We start from the raw sequence: 15,071 nt of genomic DNA on the forward strand, positions 1-15,071 counted from the left end.
GCAGCCCAGGCAAATACCCAACCGCAAACGGCTAAAGTATCTATTAAGTCTCTACTCCACATGGCTTTTCTCCCGCTGGTAATGAAACTCAGGTGGCAAATATTGCCCCACGAATTCATCTCTCAACGAGATAATTGCAATTGGTATGCCAAGCTAGCTGCCTATTGAAAAATCATCTCTTTGCATCGATTCAATAAAGCAGTCAGCCATAGAATATCGACTCACCACAGGGTCTGATTCCATGTTAAGAATGGCATGATAACCTTCCTTACCTTTCATTGTATAAGCTGTCGATGTACCGGTATATACTCGCTCATTTTCAACAGGTTGCCATGCTTGATCGATGAAAACGGTAAGGTCTTTAATCCTTTCACCCATTGGCGCATCAAACTCATATTCAAACTTTAGGTTATGGGTATATGGGTAGCTTCCTGATCCAGTCCCATTAACTCCATTGCCAAAAGCGTTGTTAATTGCCCCTTCCAGCATTTGCACCAGATGCTCACCTTTTATCTGGTACAAACCCACCGGAATGGCAAACGGCAAGATCTTTCCTGCAATATCGTCCACCGTGATATCGCCTTCTGGCAAAGAATTTCGAATACCACCAGCATTATGAACTGCAAAGTCGACTTGATGGCCGTCTTCTAGCATTCGTTGCCAAAAAGACCTCGCAACTAAAGGTCCAAGATCGCTAGGGCCCTTTTCATCAGGGATACGTACGTGCCTTAACGGCGTCGGTAAATGCCCGACGATACGTGTTTTTATTTCTCGCACTTTAGGGCGATATTTGTTGTCCAACAGCGCTTTTACCTGTTGGTCCTTGGTACAGCGAACCACATTAGGATGAGCATAGATTTGCGACTGTGTTTGGTCATAAACACTATCGTCTACTAACTCCTCTAAACTTGAGTCCATCGCCAGCCTTCGACCAGCGAGAAGTTCATTGCGGCCTCTGAAATTCACCACTTCACCGTTTGCCGCAAAGTCTATCTGACAATGCCCCATAAATTGTGCGTAGCAACCTGACTGCACAATCCGGGTTTTGTTTACTAACAGTCCATAAGGGTCTAACAATGGGAAACCTAAGTCAGTAAAGTCACCCTGTAACTGATGCGAGTGTCCTCCAATGATCAAGCTAATGCCATCTACGTCTTCAGCGAGCTGTTGGTCTTCTTCGTAACCTAGATGACTCAGTAGAATGATCTTATTGATACCAGCTTTATGAATTGCCTTAATTGTTTGTTCCGCTACCATTTTGGCATTTAGAAACGGTGTATCAGCGTCAGGGTTAGAGATTTCGGTCATCTTATCGAGAGATAGGCCAAAAACAGCGACAGGTTCACCGTCAGCATCTATCGTCAGCCAACTCCCGTGCCCTGATTCCGCCTGATACCCAAATAAGTTTGCTTTAGTCGACAACGGGTTTTCTTTACTAGAACGCTCAGCACTTAAATCCCAATTGCTGGCAATCATCGGAAATTCTATTTGATCGAGGAAATCTGCAATGGGCGCATTACCCATATCAAGTTCATGGTTTCCTACCGCCATCGCATCAGGTGCAAGGGCGTTTAGCATGTCTGCATTGGCTTGACCTTTAAACAGCGAAAAATAAAGCGTGCCTTGGAAACAATCGCCAGCATGGAGAAAGAGAAACTTACGCCCTTGTTGATCTGCGCCTTTTCTTAACTGTTCTAGCCGGTTAGCAATTCGTGCGAAACCACCGATGCTTATAAATGGAGATACCTGTTTACCATTCACTTTGAGGTGAAGTTGAACAGCACTAGGTTCGAAATAGGAGTGGGTGTCATTGACGTGCGCTATCGTCAGCGCTGCGGGTTTATTATCTTTATAATTCATCATATATCTTCGTCTCTTTTCTCCATTTTATCATAGAGTGTGATGCATGACAGGCTTATGAACTTTGTGTGTAGCACAGAATATTGGTTGCATTGTTTTGTGAGCTCAATCGGACACCATATTCTGTAATTTCGTATAAGCTTAGAGATAACAGACTGATTTCATGCGATAACGAGGTAGCCTATGCAGTTAGAGCGAATAGAGATATCAGGTTTTCGTGGCATACAAAGAATGTCACTCTCTTTTGACGAGTTGACCACCTTGGTCGGGGAAAATACTTGGGGTAAATCCTCGTTGCTTGATGCGCTTTCAATCGCGCTACCCACTGATGGCCAAGTCTATCAATTTGTAATGCAAGACTTCCATGTAGACTATTCGGTATCTCAGCCGCAGACACAGCATTTGCAAATTCTTTTAAGCTGGCGCTCCAGTTTTGATGGTGAAGAAAAAGCGGGGCGCTATCGCCGCATCAAACCCGTTTGGACCGAGGACCAAGAAGGTACCAAACGTATTATCTACCGATTAAGCGCCACAAGAGAAGAGTACAAAATTACCACCCACTGTACTTTTCTAGACCAAGCAGGAACTCCGCTGCGTTTACACCATTGCGAAAAGTTTGCCCAAGAACTCATGGCGCTACATCCAGTCATCCGTCTCAGAGATGCGCGTCGACAAAAACGCAATGGCAACGACAACAGCAGCGATCTCCGTATCGAAAAACGCATCGCCAATACTTCTCGCCGATTGCTTGCCGCACCAGGACACGTTAATAAAGGGGAAATGCGAAGCAGCTTAAACTCGATGGAGAACTTGGTTGATCACTACTTCAACGTCAATGGTCAGTCGCGAAGTAACCCAAGAAGAGCAAGAGATCGGATATTCTTCGGAAACACCAACTCTGATAAGAATGCCCTGTCACAGATGGCTGGAAAATCAAATAACAAGCAGACTCGACTATTGCTTATGGGGCTTCTTAGCGCCTATCTTCAAGCAAAAGGCCCGACGAACTTAAGACGTTGTGCCCGCCCAATATTGATCATTGAAGATCCTGAAGGAAGGCTGCATCCCACGCACCTCATCCGTGCGTGGAGTATCTTCCAGCTATTGCCGATGCAAAAAATCATAACAACCAATAGTGGTGATCTGCTCAGCGCAGTACCTCTAAGCAGCATTCGTCGCTTATCGAGAATGTCGAACAAAACTGTGGCATATTCTCTGCCCGCAAAACGTTTTGGTGAAGATGAACTGCGCCGAATCGGCTTTCATATCCGCTTTCACCGCTCTAGTGCATTGTTCGCTAGATGTTGGCTGTTGGTCGAAGGCGAGACTGAAGTTTGGCTGTTCAATGAGTTAGCGAAACTGTGTGATTACAACCTTGCCGCCGAAGGTGTACAGATCGTCGAGTTTGCCCAGTCTGGGCTCAAATCGCTAATTAAAGTCGCACAAAGTTTTGCTATTGAATGGCACGTAGTTACCGATGGAGACCCTGCGGGTAAGAAGTATGCTCATGCCGTAAGAAATCTACTTAATGGCGAACATGAAAGGCACCGATTGACCGAGCTGCCTGATAAAGATATTGAACACTTCCTATATCAACACGGTTTGGAGCACTTTTTCAAAAATTTGGTGAAAATTCCTGCCGATCACCCTATTCCGGCCAAAAAAGTGATTAACAGAGCGTTAAAGAAATATGCCAAGCCTGATCTTGCACTTGCTATCGTCAGCCACTTAGAGCTACAGAAGCCTGAAGATATACCCGTTTTGATTCGCTGGACGATTAAAAGAGTGGTTAACATGGCCAATGGGAATACATGAGTAATTCTACATTAAACCATCAATAATACTGATTGAATATTGGCTCTTTTTACCTTGACGAGGAATTAGATTTAATATCGTAATTGAAACTTATTGGTTGAGAGATAGCCTTACGCTATTAGATATTCCTGCATACTAAGCAAGTCATTATGTCGCTAACAAGTTGAATGTAATACCAATACAAAACCGCAAAGCTAGGTTACTAGACTGTGCACAGCTATTCTGGCATTTCATCTACAAAAAACTCAACAATCATCAAGTCAATTCCAATTTGTTGAATACACCCTATTTGTAAAGCTGATTCATTTACCCTTAGCTAAAACATTTATGCAAATACTATCAATATAAACGATAGTCGGTATAAATAAGCCCGCTGAATTAGCGGGCTTGTTAGGGCGTGTTGACCTAGCCAGTTATGCTCGTTGAAGTTCGCTTGAACGTCCCTTCATCATTCTTAGCCCTTCTCGCTTCACACAATCCACTAATGGGTTTTCTACCATATCGGCTCGCCAAACGAACGAAAGTGTTCGGTCCATTTTTAATTCAGGCACATTTAACTCAACCAGTTCGCCGCTTTCGATCGCTCTTTCCACATCTAAAAATGGCAAACACGTCAAATATGGACCATTCGCTACCATAGCCCTGAGTACAGGTACGTGCTCATATTCACGCCAAACATCCAGATCTGAAATAAGATTATGAATACTGCTATCAAAAATATTGCGAGTACCAGAGCCGTGTTCGCGAAGCACCCATTTGGCTTGCTCAAGCTGCGAAAGACTTACTTTATCGCGCTTGGCAAACGGATGGTGAGATGAAGCTACCACTGTCAAACAGTCTCGACACCACTCCTCTTGGTTAACACGTGAGTCATCGCAACGGCCTTCAATGATCCCTAGGTCATATTTAAAGTCGAGCAACCCATCGATAACTTTTGAAGTACTTTCAACGTCTAAGGCAATGCGCATCTCGGGAAAATCATTATCAATGATACTGATAAGGTGGGGTACTAAGTGCTCTGCCGGGGTTTGACTGGCCCCAATTTTAATCTCACCACTCAGTAAATGCTGATCATAAAAGCCTAACTCAATCTGTTTGGCATCTTGTAATAGGCGTTTGGCTTTTGGTCGTAGCCATACTCCCCAGTGAGTCAAAGTCATACGCTTCCCTTGACGTTCAAACAGGGGTCTGCCCAACATTTTTTCTAGCTGAGCAAGCGACATGCTGGTGGCAGACTGAGTCAAAGCTAGCCTATCCGCTGCTTGACTTACACTCGCGGTATCGGCAACCGCATCAAACACTGCCAACTGCTTCAGTGAATATCTCATTTAGTACCTTTTTAAGCCTTTCTTATTATCTGCGTAACATTTTACCCGCAATCGTTTCCTTATCAAGAAAACTGATTAAGTAAATGGAAACAATCAATTTCATTCTTTGTTCTGAAGTAGCTAATCTAATTTCGAACCGCAGGACAGCGAGTTTAATTTTAGGGAGAGTTTTTATGTACAAGAGTCACAGGAGCAACAATGGCAACCTCAAACTCAAATTTTAAGCCTTATATAGCACCCTATGAAATGATGGGCGAAGCAGAAAAATTTGCCGTCAGCAAGACTAGCAAGTCAACCAGTATGACCATTGGTCTTGCCATGATGGCGGGCATGTTTATCGGCATCGCATTTCTTTTTTATATCACAGTGACCACAGGTACTAGCGGTCATATCGGTTGGGGGCTTAGTCGTTTATTCGGTGGTATCGCATTCAGTTTAGGCCTTATTTTGATTGTCGTCGGCGGTGGTGAGCTATTTACCAGTACTGTGCTTTCAACCATTGCACTAGCGAACAAAGAGATTAACGCCAAAAAGATGTTCTCCATTTGGGGCAAGGTCTATGTAGGTAACTTCTTTGGTGCAATTTTCTTATTAGGTTTGGTCGTACTAGCTGGCATGTATCAGCTTGACCATGGCGAATGGGGATTGAACGCACTGAATATAGCGCAGCACAAGCTACACCATACACCAGGACAAGCATTTGCACTTGGTGTGCTTTGTAACCTTCTTGTTTGCTTAGCGATTTGGTTGTCCTTTAGTGCAACCAATGCCCTGACAAAAGCTGCAATGTTGGTGCTACCTGTCGCCATGTTTGTGAGCAGCGGTTTTGAACACTGTGTTGCCAACATGTTCATGGTGCCTTTAGGTATCTCTATTCAGACTTTTGCGCCAGCCGAGTTCTGGACCCAAATCGGAGCAACACCAGCGCAATACGCAGATTTGAACTGGAGCCAGTTTATCTTTGCAAACTTAATACCGGTCACTTTAGGCAACATCGTCGGTGGCGCTGTATTAGTCGGCCTAGCTAACTGGACCATTTACCGCCGCCCTCAATTAAAAGCGGCAAAACTAAACCCAATTTCTACAACTTTAACAACGTCTTCAATTAAGGATATCGCTATGGATACCAACACAACTATTAAAGCTCTAATTAACCGCCCAGCATTCTCACTGCAAGCTGATGTCCCTGTAGAAACCGCAGTTGATGCATTGACTGAAATGAGCCTAGAAAGTGCTGCTGTAACAGACAAAAATGGTCGCCTAGTTGGCTTCTTCTCTATGCACGATGTTTTGGTTGAACTTTGGTGCCAAGATTACATCCCAGTGAAAGGCCAAAAAGTGGTCGATCTAATGACTCGTGACGTGATTGCGCTAGATGCATCAGATAAGTTGATTAACATCGCTGAGTACATCTGCCTCGATAAAGAGCAGCTTTACCCAACAACCAATGCAGGTATTGCGACTAGCTTTACAACTCTATCTTTGGAAGAGCGCGCGAAAAGCCAGAAACACAACAAACCAAAAAGCTACCCAGTGCTTGATGGTGACACATTTATTGGCACACTGACTCGTACTGACGTGATGTGCGCACTACGCTCTGTTTACGGTGAGAAAATCGAGACCACGGAAAAGACAGCTACGCTAGAAATCGCATAACAGCGATTAAACGAATAAAAATAATAACGTTAGGTTGGTTAACGTAAAAAGCCCCGCAGCATATATGTTGCGGGGCTTTCTTCAATCTAGTGCCTTATTTGCGGACACCTTCGATATGCAGTTCCATATCTACATAGCTTGACGTACCCATCACTGGAATATTGAAGTCAGCCAGCTCTAAGCGAGTGGTACCTTCGAAGCCTGCGCGGTAACCACCCCAAGGGTCTTTGCCTTCACCGATAAAGTTTGCATCAATAACGATCGGCTTAGTCTGACCATGTAAGGTAAGATCACCATGGATAGCTAGCATGCCGTTGCCTTTATCTTCGACTTTAGTGCTGGTGAACGTTGCTTGAGAATATTTGCCTGCGTTAATAAAGTCGTCGCTGCGAATATGCTTATCACGTTCGGCGTGGTTTGAGTCAAGGCTGGTAGTATCTACGTTGACGGTTACTTTAGACGCTGCCACATTTGCTGGGTCATAAGAGAACGAGCCATCAAAAGTATTAAAGCGACCTTTGATAAAACTATAACCTAAGTGACTCACCTTAAAGTTTATTGATGCGTGTGCACCACGAGTGTCTACCATGTAATCTGCTGCAAATGCCGTAGGCAAGGCTAATACTGATGCCAATCCTAGTACGAGTGCTGACTTTTTCATCTTCCTGCTCCTGTCATTTTATTTAAGGTATTATCCTTGTCGATAAAGTGGTGTTTGAGTGCGGCCAAAGCGTGTAGACCTGCGAGCCCTACCAACAACCATGCAGCGTAAAAGTGAACCTCACCTGCAATGTCTGCTTGATTGGCAAATAACGCCCCTGCGCCAGGCACCTCAAACCAATTAAATACTTGGATACTACGTCCGTCTTCGGTAGAAATTAGGTAACCCGAGACAAACAAAACTGCGAGAATAAGATACATAATATGGTGTACTGACGTTGCAGCGACTTTTTCCAACTTGTTGCCTTCGATGCTTGGCGAACCCACCAATTTTTTCCACACCAAACGAAATGCTGTCACTAACGCAAGCAAAATACCTACTGAACGGTGCCAGTCAGGAGCAGTTTTATACCATTCACTATAGTAAGTTAGGTCAACCATCCACAAACCAACACCAAACATTCCAAATACAACAATCGCTGAGAGCCAATGGATTGCTCTAGATACTGGGTGATAATGTGTATGCGTCTTTGCCATCTGTTTCTTATCCTTCAAACTTGATGAATCTAGTATCTACGACAAATCGAGTGGGCAACACCTAACCTATCCGATAGAGTCGTTCAAAATTTTAGAACAAAATCAGATTCATTCTCATTCTTAGATAAAAGTTCCTTGCAAAAGGTTGATGCTAGTTCCCTTTTTGCTTTGTTAATTCAATCTGATACAGATAATTTGCTACGTCGACAACTTTTCGTTCGAACACTCGTTAAGCTTCTGTATGTCTAGCTTAGTTGACACTAGGTAAAGTTTTTCAAAGTGAACTCATACAAGACTCAACATTAAACTGACCAAATTCAGCATCTAACTTATCGATTAAGTAGTTTTTGACATCAGCTGCCTGTTATTGCCCTCGAATTGGGTAGAGTGAAAATATCATTATTATTCCCTGAAATTTTATTTACCTATCTAAGGTCTTGTCAGTATACGTAGTGTTTATTAGGAGCAAGGCAATGCTGATAAAGGTACCTAAATCTTGGCAGCTTAAAGAAAACCAATCGACACCAGAGTCGGTATACAACGAGCGTCGAAAAATCCTCAAACAGTTGGGACTACTTGCTGCAACTGCGCCTATCGCTGCATCCTCTCAGGCAAGCATCTTTGACCTATTTTCTGGTGGTGACGAAAAACAAGCAGCACCGCTGGCCAAAAGAAGTCCACTTGATGCCACGGCTTCCCCTTTTTCAACTCAAGGATTGGAGCTTACACCTGAACAAAAAGTTCTGACGTACAACAATTTTTATGAGTTTGGTACCGCCAAGAACATGCCCGCAGAGAATGCACAGAATTTTAAATCCAACCCTTGGGAAGTTAAGGTCTCTGGCATGGTTCACAAACCTCTGACCCTTGATTACGAAGATATTTTGTCGAGCATTCCATTGGAAGAGCGAATTTATCGATTTCGCTGCGTAGAAGCTTGGTCGATGAACGTGCCGTGGATTGGTTTTCCATTACACAAACTGCTAGATAAAGCTGATCCGAAAAACGATGCGAGATATGTTGCATTTCAAACGCTCTATGACCCAGACCAAATGCCAGGCCAACGTTCAAGAAGAATTGGTGGAGGTATCGATTACCCTTATACCGAAGGGCTGACCATTGAGGAAGCCATGAACCCATTAACGCTTATCGTTGTTGGTTTGTATGGACAAACATTAGCACCGCAAAATGGCGCACCATTGCGACTGATGGTACCTTGGAAATATGGGTTTAAGAGCATCAAATCCATAGTCAACATCCAGCTAACCAGTGCCCAACCAATCAATACGTGGAATAAGCTTGCTCCTCAAGAATATGGTTTCTACGCCAACGTAAACCCAACGGTTGATCACCCGAGATGGAGTCAAGCAACTGAAAGGTTTATTGGTGAGGGAGGACTGTTTGGTTCTAGACGCCAAGATACACTGATGTTCAATGGCTACGCAGAAGAGGTCGCAGGGCTATACAAAGGGTTAGATCTCAAGAGGAATTACTAACATGGTAACCGCAAGACATAAGGTGTTAGCCACTAAAATATTGATTCACTTAGCGCAATGGACGGCATTTGCTTGGTTAGCGTTAAATGTAATAAATCAGAGTCTCGGTGCCGAGCCTGTTGACGTAGTGGTTCATTTCTTTGGTAAAGCGGCCCTCAACACCCTACTGCTCACTTTAGTCATGACACCTTTCGTTAGGCGTTTTAAAACTGGCTGGCTCATTCAGTGCCGTCGTTTGATGGGACTATACAGTTTTGCTTGGGCAATGCTCCACTTAACAGCATATTTAGCCCTAGACCTTGACCTTAGATTTGACTTACTCATAGAAGAAGTTTTTACACGACCATATCTCATCGTGGGTGCAATTAGCTGGGTTATCTTATTACTGCTAACGTTAACTTCCACGCAATCCATGATGCGAAAGCTCGGAAAAACGTGGCAAGCCTTGCATAATTGGGTTTACCTAGCAGCGCTACTGGCACCAATACATTATCTTTGGTCTGTTAAGTCCGGCATTATAGAACCTGCGATCTATCTATTGGTGACACTTGCCATACTTAGTACACGAAAACAGAAATTTATGCGTTGGTTAGCGACCTATAAAAAAGCCACTTAAACCGCTTCATTAGCTCCTAACCTATACAATGGCGATGGAGCACCCTCTTGTTAAAGGATATTGTTGTTCAAGGATTAGTGGATTTTAAATCTGACTGTCACCAGCTTTGCCAAAACTTTTACCCGACCGTTCACAATAGAGGCATGAGTGATCATCACTTAGGCCTAGCATTTGCGAGACGCATGTCGAGCAAATTTACTGAATACGGCCATGAAAGTTATTTTGAGTCCCTTGATTGGCACCCCACCCCCGCTCAGCCATTTCATTTTCGTGTTAGCTCAGATATTGGGACAGTATGGGTACACAGTCATCACTTGATCAGCGCCAATCGAGGTTGTCGCAAGAATATTCTCGACCACGTTAGACAATGGCAGCAAGAGTATGGTTTCGCTATTCAACCAAACGATTTGCTAGTCATTATTGGCGATCACTGGTTCTCAAGAAACAAATCCAGCCGAGAGCTGTTTTCTTGGTGGAATGGCCACCTACCTGACGCACTAGAAATCTACAAACAGCAAGGTGTCATACTTCAACCAAGCGAATCATCGCTACATGCTGATTTAGACAACATGTTCAACATCCGTCCATGCTATGTTAGATACTCTCACCCAATCCCAAAACCCAATGACGATGGTTTAGTCAAAAAATACATTCAGCTATACAGTATTGTCGAGTGGCAGCACTAGTTAATTTTTAAGCTCAAGACAGGTTGGTAGCATCTCGGCTTAGATTAATATAAACATAGACCTGTTAGCCCACTATACATCTCGCCACCAAATTAGCTTTTGTATATAGAATACCAATCCAACTAATTATCCGATCAGTCTAGCTAGTCCATATTTCCTTTAGCTGCGTTAGAAATCGTATCCCTAGTCCCGGCTAGGCATAAGATTTCTGCCTTGCTAAAGAAAATCTGGCCGTCGCTATACAAGATCACATAATTAGTCGTATTGGTATATAACTCGAAAGTTCCAGCTTACTGATAAACTTATCTAGCTATCAGGAGTTCGTCTTGTTTAAATATCAAGTTGTCGTAAAGCCTAACGTCATAAATATGAAATAAACGGAGCCAAATTGAGCTACCAACATTTAAGTCACTGTTTAAACTGGAATATTTACCCATCCAGTGGAAAGTGTCAATGTCTATACGTTTGTTATGATACTAGTAGATATACCACCATGGTATTTTTGTCTCTTGTCTCAATTTTGACCAACGCACTATTGACAATATCTTGATTAAAGTCAGAATCGATCATCTGTCTTCAATTTATACTCTTATTTTTTATATCAACTGATTTATTAATATGGCTCTGTCGGATTTTGAACGCTTTAAAAACTGCATAACGAAAACGTCGTTTGGTGAGTATCGTGCGAACTACTCAGGCTTTCGCTTACGCAGTGTTTTTCAACCGATTTTTAACGCAGAGCATAGTGTTGTCGGTGTTGAAGCTTTAGTCAGAATCAAAGATGAACGGAACTGCTATGTTAGACCTGATCTGTTCTTTTTAGGTAACGATTACTCTTCTAGGCTAAAAGCCGCCGTTGAAGCCCTCAGTCGAACGTTACATATCCTTAACTTTTCCCAATCTGAATACCGCGATAAAAAGCTGTTCCTGAATCTGCTTCCAGACCCAGACCAGAACGCTTTCCACGTCGATGAAACCAACTCTACTGCAGAATACCTCCAACAACTAGACGTCAATAGCCAGCAATTTGTCATGGAAGTGGTTGAGCAAGAGGTTAAAGATCACAGTGTACTCGATAAGGTAAAGCGAACCATCCATCATTATGGTTGTGAGTTAGCGGTCGATGATTACGGTGCTGAAGCTTCAACTGAGTTTCGTGTTAAGCAATTATCACCTCAAATTGTAAAACTAGACCGTAGCATCCTAAGCCAGTTTATGTCGGGTTGTTTTGAACCCATGACAACTGCACTGCAAGTAGCAAAAGACGTTGGTGCTCGAACGGTAGTTGAAGGTATAGAAACGCAGGAACAGTTTGAATGTATGTGTAAGCTTGGTATCGACATGTACCAAGGTTACTTCCTTGCTCATCCTCATTCAATCCAACCACAACTCAAGCCGTTGCAGCTTAGGATTGCATAAACTTGTGCAAATCTGACTTAGATCTCACTCGCAATACAGCAAACCTCGCCTGAACATGTTCACCTTTACTCGCTAATGCTATAGTTAGCGAGTTGATAAACAATCACTTAAAGTCATGGAAGAACAAAGAAGAAAATACTATCGCTTGCGATATCCCAAGGAAGAACGCCCAGTTGCCGATATCATGGGCCGTAAATTTATGGTCACAGAGATTTCTGAGCGAGGCATGCGGATAAAATTCAATGATATTCACGCAGCTAGCCCCAATATCGGTGTCAGCGGAAAGATTCGCTTTCATGATGGCGAGATTATCGAAATTGAAGGAACGACCTTCCGCCTCGATGTAGAGGAACTGGTGATAAAGCTGACCATCGGACCTGATCTCAAACGTATGACTAAGGAACAGTTATTCCTGCGCAAAAAATATCCTGGGTACTTTAAGCGTCAGTAATTAAAACAAACAAAAAGAGCGTAGATAGTTTGATATCTACACTCTTTGAACAATCAACCCCGAATAAAGCGGTTACAGCTTACGACCTAGACGCTTTTCTACTTGTTTCTTTTCCCATTCGGGTCCAAAGAAGTTCAGCACTTCAAAGGCACTCAAACCGTGATTAACGATACCAATGCCCCATCCTAGCGCTGGCCATATTGCCCAAATATAGCTTGAATCTGTCAGCAAGTTAATTGCAAATAGACCCGCAATGACCAAAACATAGGTCGTTAAATGTGAGTAGAAACTCGATATTGCTCGAACCTGATCCAGTGCATCTCTCTCATCTTGTGACATTGTTGTATCTTCGTTCATAGGGCTCTCCATTTGCAATTGTGTGACATCAATTTCGAACACGGCGGCAAGTGATTTGGACGACTCTAAGCTTGGTTTTTGACCACGTTCAATTCGTTGAATTGTCCTTACGCTGATCCCACTCATCTGAGACAACTGGTCTTGAGACCAACCACGCTGCAACCTTAGTTTTCTAACAATCATTTCGCATCCCTTACTGCTGTTTGAACTAACGATACCCTATAAACTCATTGTCATGATACGTCATTTAGGCGACGACAAGATGACAGTGCTTATATAACAATAACTTAAAACGACATCCTTCAGCATTCAGCCCCGTTATATCCTAGGCTTAAGTCACATTTATATTTCTATGCTTCCTTGTAAATATAGCACTGCGTGCCCTGATACCAGTACTCGGTCCTCCGCAATTTCACAATATAGCTTGCCACCACGTTGCGAAGCTTGGAAAGCCACTAAGCTTTCCTTACCTAATTGTTCACTCCAATAAGGTGCAAGGCCTGCATGAATTGAGCCCGTTACAGGGTCCTCATCTCCCCCATTTGCTGGCCAAAAATAGCGAGAAATAAAATCATACTCATCAGATTTAGCAGTGACGACCACATCAAATGGTGCGAGCAATTTGAGCTTTTCACTGTCATATTGAACCTCTAAAACCTGCTGGTGATTTTGCAAAACAGCAAAGTAGGCTTGAGGGCTTTTTAGAACCTTAACCGGCTCAATTGATAAACCGTCAAGTAAGTCTTGAGGTACATGTGAAACCGGTAAAGGCGGCCTAACGGGAAAGCTCATTTCAATCTTTCTATCCATACCCTGTTTGACAAACAGATCGCCTACGTGCTCAGTTGAGTATTGAATTGTGCCTTTTAGTCCTATCACTTCAAACAAAACGTATGATGTCGCAAGTGTAGCATGACCGCAAAAATCTACTTCTGTCAGTGGAGAAAACCAACGTATTTGATAATGATTGGGAGCAACAGGTTTAATGAATGCCGTCTCAGAAAGATTATTCTCTATCGCTATGCTTTGCATCACTTCCTCAGCCAGCCACTCCTCGACTGGAACGACAGCCGCCGAGTTGCCTTTAAATTGGGTATCAGTAAATGCATCGACTATGTAGATATCTAATTTCATACGTCCTTCCTTAGTTTGCACACTATCTTAGCGTGCAAACTAAGGCGAGTAAGCCACGTATTTGAGAATGTTAACTATTTTTTGGTCAGATCTAGGTAGAGGCGCAACATATCACGATGTTGGATACCGTGTTCGTGTATTGGCTCTGGATAGTTATCGGTAAAATAATCCTTAACTATGGTGTCAATTCGAAAGCCAAGTCGCTGATAGTAAGTTAACTGGTAGCCAAAACTCCCTGTTCCTAGCTCTACTCTGGTAAAGCCATGTTCACTCAAAGATTGAAGAGCAAATCGCAACAACTTGGTTCCAATCCCCTGTTTCTGGAAATTGGGCAACACTGATACATTGAGGATTTCCACAAGATGGTCGGCGTTAGGTTTGGCGACAACAACACCGATCATAGTGTCATTGTCTACTGCTACAAAACTTAATGACTCCGCCCGATAGGTATTTATGCTCTGGATATCTGGATCGGCCTCAAGAAGGAGCGAGTCCGGGACGGAAAGTGTCTCGACTTGTTTGAATATCATGGCTAAAACTTTTATGGGTTGAACATGAGTTATATGGATTACCAGCACCAGAACTCAAATAGCTTTTCAGGCTCTCGGTCAAATAGTAGTTCCAGCCAGCTTGGCAGACGTGGTAACAATCGAGCTCATCGTTTAGACCGATATGTGTCAGCGTGACTTCACAGTGCTCATCATCGGAACATGCGTCAATATCCCACCTTAACTTGGTGCCCAGCCACTCTCTGTCAATGCTACTATCTAGCCCTTCGTGTACATGATGGGCATCGGTACATAGCATTTCAACGACTTGATTTTGTTCAAGTTTAACCACCACAAAAGTCCAATAAGTGTCATCAAACCTAAACGTGACATCGTCACGCAAATAGTAAACTTGGCCACTCGCCTTGGTCCACCAGTAACGATAATCCAAAGTAACTGCTTTAAATACTTGGGCAGGCGTACTTTTAACTCGAATTGTTTGTCGAAAATCCATCTGTTTTTCTTCATCCATGCTTTAAGTTTAAAAAAGCATAGCAAAGAAATTTTT

The 15,071-nt window shown here is 43.1% G+C and carries 15 protein-coding genes; 7 read left to right on the forward strand and 8 right to left on the reverse strand.

Annotated elements, in window-relative coordinates; translation table 11 throughout:
- Positions 1-153: 153 nt before the first annotated feature.
- Positions 154-1,863, reverse strand: coding sequence for a bifunctional metallophosphatase/5'-nucleotidase (locus J4N39_RS19005; protein WP_252023835.1), 1,710 nt, complete (start codon positions 1,861-1,863; stop codon positions 154-156).
- A 180-nt stretch (positions 1,864-2,043) separates the two neighbouring features.
- On the opposite strand from J4N39_RS19005, the gene J4N39_RS19010 reads away from it, so the two are divergent.
- Complete coding sequence (locus tag J4N39_RS19010) at positions 2,044-3,675, forward strand: ATP-dependent endonuclease (protein ID WP_252023837.1); 1,632 nt, start codon at positions 2,044-2,046, stop codon at positions 3,673-3,675.
- 413 nt (positions 3,676-4,088) lie between these two features.
- Here the strand turns inward: J4N39_RS19010 and J4N39_RS19015 are convergent, their stop codons facing one another.
- Complete coding sequence (locus J4N39_RS19015; RefSeq protein WP_252023839.1) at positions 4,089-5,003, reverse strand: LysR substrate-binding domain-containing protein; 915 nt, start codon at positions 5,001-5,003, stop codon at positions 4,089-4,091.
- Positions 5,004-5,201: 198 nt separating this feature from the next.
- Between J4N39_RS19015 and focA the strand changes: the two genes are divergently transcribed.
- Complete coding sequence (focA, locus tag J4N39_RS19020; RefSeq protein WP_252023841.1) at positions 5,202-6,659, forward strand: formate transporter FocA; 1,458 nt, start codon at positions 5,202-5,204, stop codon at positions 6,657-6,659.
- A gap of 94 nt (positions 6,660-6,753) precedes the next feature.
- On the opposite strand, the gene J4N39_RS19025 is transcribed toward focA, so the two are convergent.
- Together J4N39_RS19025 and J4N39_RS19030 are read right to left on the reverse strand one after the other, a co-directional pair.
- Positions 6,754-7,320: a YceI family protein gene (locus tag J4N39_RS19025; protein ID WP_252023843.1), complete on the reverse strand. Its 567-nt coding sequence runs from the start codon at positions 7,318-7,320 to the stop codon at positions 6,754-6,756.
- Positions 7,317-7,856, reverse strand: coding sequence for a cytochrome b (locus J4N39_RS19030; RefSeq protein WP_252023845.1), 540 nt, complete (start codon positions 7,854-7,856; stop codon positions 7,317-7,319). The genes J4N39_RS19025 and J4N39_RS19030 overlap by 4 nt, the downstream gene beginning before the upstream one ends.
- 473 nt (positions 7,857-8,329) lie before the next feature.
- Between J4N39_RS19030 and msrP the strand changes: the two genes are divergently transcribed.
- The 5 genes from msrP (at position 8,330) to J4N39_RS19055 (ending at position 12,524) form a co-directional block, all read left to right on the forward strand.
- Positions 8,330-9,352: a protein-methionine-sulfoxide reductase catalytic subunit MsrP gene (gene msrP, locus J4N39_RS19035; protein ID WP_252023847.1), complete on the forward strand. Its 1,023-nt coding sequence runs from the start codon at positions 8,330-8,332 to the stop codon at positions 9,350-9,352.
- Position 9,353: 1 nt separating this feature from the next.
- Positions 9,354-9,968: a protein-methionine-sulfoxide reductase heme-binding subunit MsrQ gene (msrQ, locus tag J4N39_RS19040; protein WP_252023849.1), complete on the forward strand. Its 615-nt coding sequence runs from the start codon at positions 9,354-9,356 to the stop codon at positions 9,966-9,968.
- 47 nt (positions 9,969-10,015) lie between these two features.
- Positions 10,016-10,654 (forward strand): hypothetical protein, encoded by a 639-nt coding sequence (locus J4N39_RS19045; RefSeq protein ID WP_252023851.1) that lies wholly within the window; start codon positions 10,016-10,018, stop codon positions 10,652-10,654.
- A 618-nt stretch (positions 10,655-11,272) separates the two neighbouring features.
- Positions 11,273-12,073: an EAL domain-containing protein gene (locus J4N39_RS19050; protein WP_252023853.1), complete on the forward strand. Its 801-nt coding sequence runs from the start codon at positions 11,273-11,275 to the stop codon at positions 12,071-12,073.
- Positions 12,074-12,188: 115 nt separating this feature from the next.
- Positions 12,189-12,524 carry a PilZ domain-containing protein gene (locus J4N39_RS19055; protein WP_252023856.1) on the forward strand — a complete coding sequence of 112 codons (336 nt, stop codon included), beginning with the start codon at positions 12,189-12,191 and terminating at the stop codon, positions 12,522-12,524.
- Positions 12,525-12,596: 72 nt separating this feature from the next.
- Here the strand turns inward: J4N39_RS19055 and J4N39_RS19060 are convergent, their stop codons facing one another.
- The 4 genes from J4N39_RS19060 to J4N39_RS19075 all read right to left on the reverse strand — a co-directional run bounded on the left by J4N39_RS19060 (position 12,597) and on the right by J4N39_RS19075 (position 15,017).
- Positions 12,597-13,064 carry a 2TM domain-containing protein gene (locus J4N39_RS19060; RefSeq protein ID WP_252023858.1) on the reverse strand — a complete coding sequence of 156 codons (468 nt, stop codon included), beginning with the start codon at positions 13,062-13,064 and terminating at the stop codon, positions 12,597-12,599.
- Between the two features lie 159 nt (positions 13,065-13,223).
- Positions 13,224-14,015 (reverse strand): PhzF family phenazine biosynthesis protein, encoded by a 792-nt coding sequence (locus tag J4N39_RS19065; RefSeq protein ID WP_252023860.1) that lies wholly within the window; start codon positions 14,013-14,015, stop codon positions 13,224-13,226.
- A 74-nt stretch (positions 14,016-14,089) separates the two neighbouring features.
- Positions 14,090-14,545 carry a GNAT family N-acetyltransferase gene (locus J4N39_RS19070; protein WP_252023862.1) on the reverse strand — a complete coding sequence of 152 codons (456 nt, stop codon included), beginning with the start codon at positions 14,543-14,545 and terminating at the stop codon, positions 14,090-14,092.
- On the reverse strand, positions 14,493-15,017 hold the full coding sequence (locus J4N39_RS19075; RefSeq protein ID WP_252023864.1) for an SRPBCC domain-containing protein: 525 nt from the start codon (positions 15,015-15,017) through the stop codon (positions 14,493-14,495). Before J4N39_RS19075 ends, J4N39_RS19070 begins: the two co-directional genes overlap by 53 nt.
- Positions 15,018-15,071 lie beyond the last annotated feature (54 nt).

This window comes from Vibrio sp. SCSIO 43136 (genome assembly GCF_023716565.1).
Taxonomy (GTDB): domain Bacteria; phylum Pseudomonadota; class Gammaproteobacteria; order Enterobacterales; family Vibrionaceae; genus Vibrio.

What these genes read in the sequence shown, in the direction of transcription:
- J4N39_RS19005 (WP_252023835.1), bottom strand. Translation starts at nt 1,863, where the DNA reads ATGATGAATTATAAAGATAATAAACCCGCAGCGCTGACGATAGCGCAC.
- J4N39_RS19010 (WP_252023837.1), top strand. Translation starts at nt 2,044, where the DNA reads ATGCAGTTAGAGCGAATAGAGATATCAGGTTTTCGTGGCATACAAAGA.
- J4N39_RS19015 (WP_252023839.1), bottom strand. Translation starts at nt 5,003, where the DNA reads ATGAGATATTCACTGAAGCAGTTGGCAGTGTTTGATGCGGTTGCCGAT.
- focA (WP_252023841.1), top strand. Translation starts at nt 5,202, where the DNA reads ATGGCAACCTCAAACTCAAATTTTAAGCCTTATATAGCACCCTATGAA.
- J4N39_RS19025 (WP_252023843.1), bottom strand. Translation starts at nt 7,320, where the DNA reads ATGAAAAAGTCAGCACTCGTACTAGGATTGGCATCAGTATTAGCCTTG.
- J4N39_RS19030 (WP_252023845.1), bottom strand. Translation starts at nt 7,856, where the DNA reads ATGGCAAAGACGCATACACATTATCACCCAGTATCTAGAGCAATCCAT.
- msrP (WP_252023847.1), top strand. Translation starts at nt 8,330, where the DNA reads ATGCTGATAAAGGTACCTAAATCTTGGCAGCTTAAAGAAAACCAATCG.
- msrQ (WP_252023849.1), top strand. Translation starts at nt 9,354, where the DNA reads ATGGTAACCGCAAGACATAAGGTGTTAGCCACTAAAATATTGATTCAC.
- J4N39_RS19050 (WP_252023853.1), top strand. Translation starts at nt 11,273, where the DNA reads ATGGCTCTGTCGGATTTTGAACGCTTTAAAAACTGCATAACGAAAACG.
- J4N39_RS19055 (WP_252023856.1), top strand. Translation starts at nt 12,189, where the DNA reads ATGGAAGAACAAAGAAGAAAATACTATCGCTTGCGATATCCCAAGGAA.
- J4N39_RS19060 (WP_252023858.1), bottom strand. Translation starts at nt 13,064, where the DNA reads ATGATTGTTAGAAAACTAAGGTTGCAGCGTGGTTGGTCTCAAGACCAG.
- J4N39_RS19065 (WP_252023860.1), bottom strand. Translation starts at nt 14,015, where the DNA reads ATGAAATTAGATATCTACATAGTCGATGCATTTACTGATACCCAATTT.
- J4N39_RS19070 (WP_252023862.1), bottom strand. Translation starts at nt 14,545, where the DNA reads ATGATATTCAAACAAGTCGAGACACTTTCCGTCCCGGACTCGCTCCTT.
- J4N39_RS19075 (WP_252023864.1), bottom strand. Translation starts at nt 15,017, where the DNA reads ATGGATTTTCGACAAACAATTCGAGTTAAAAGTACGCCTGCCCAAGTA.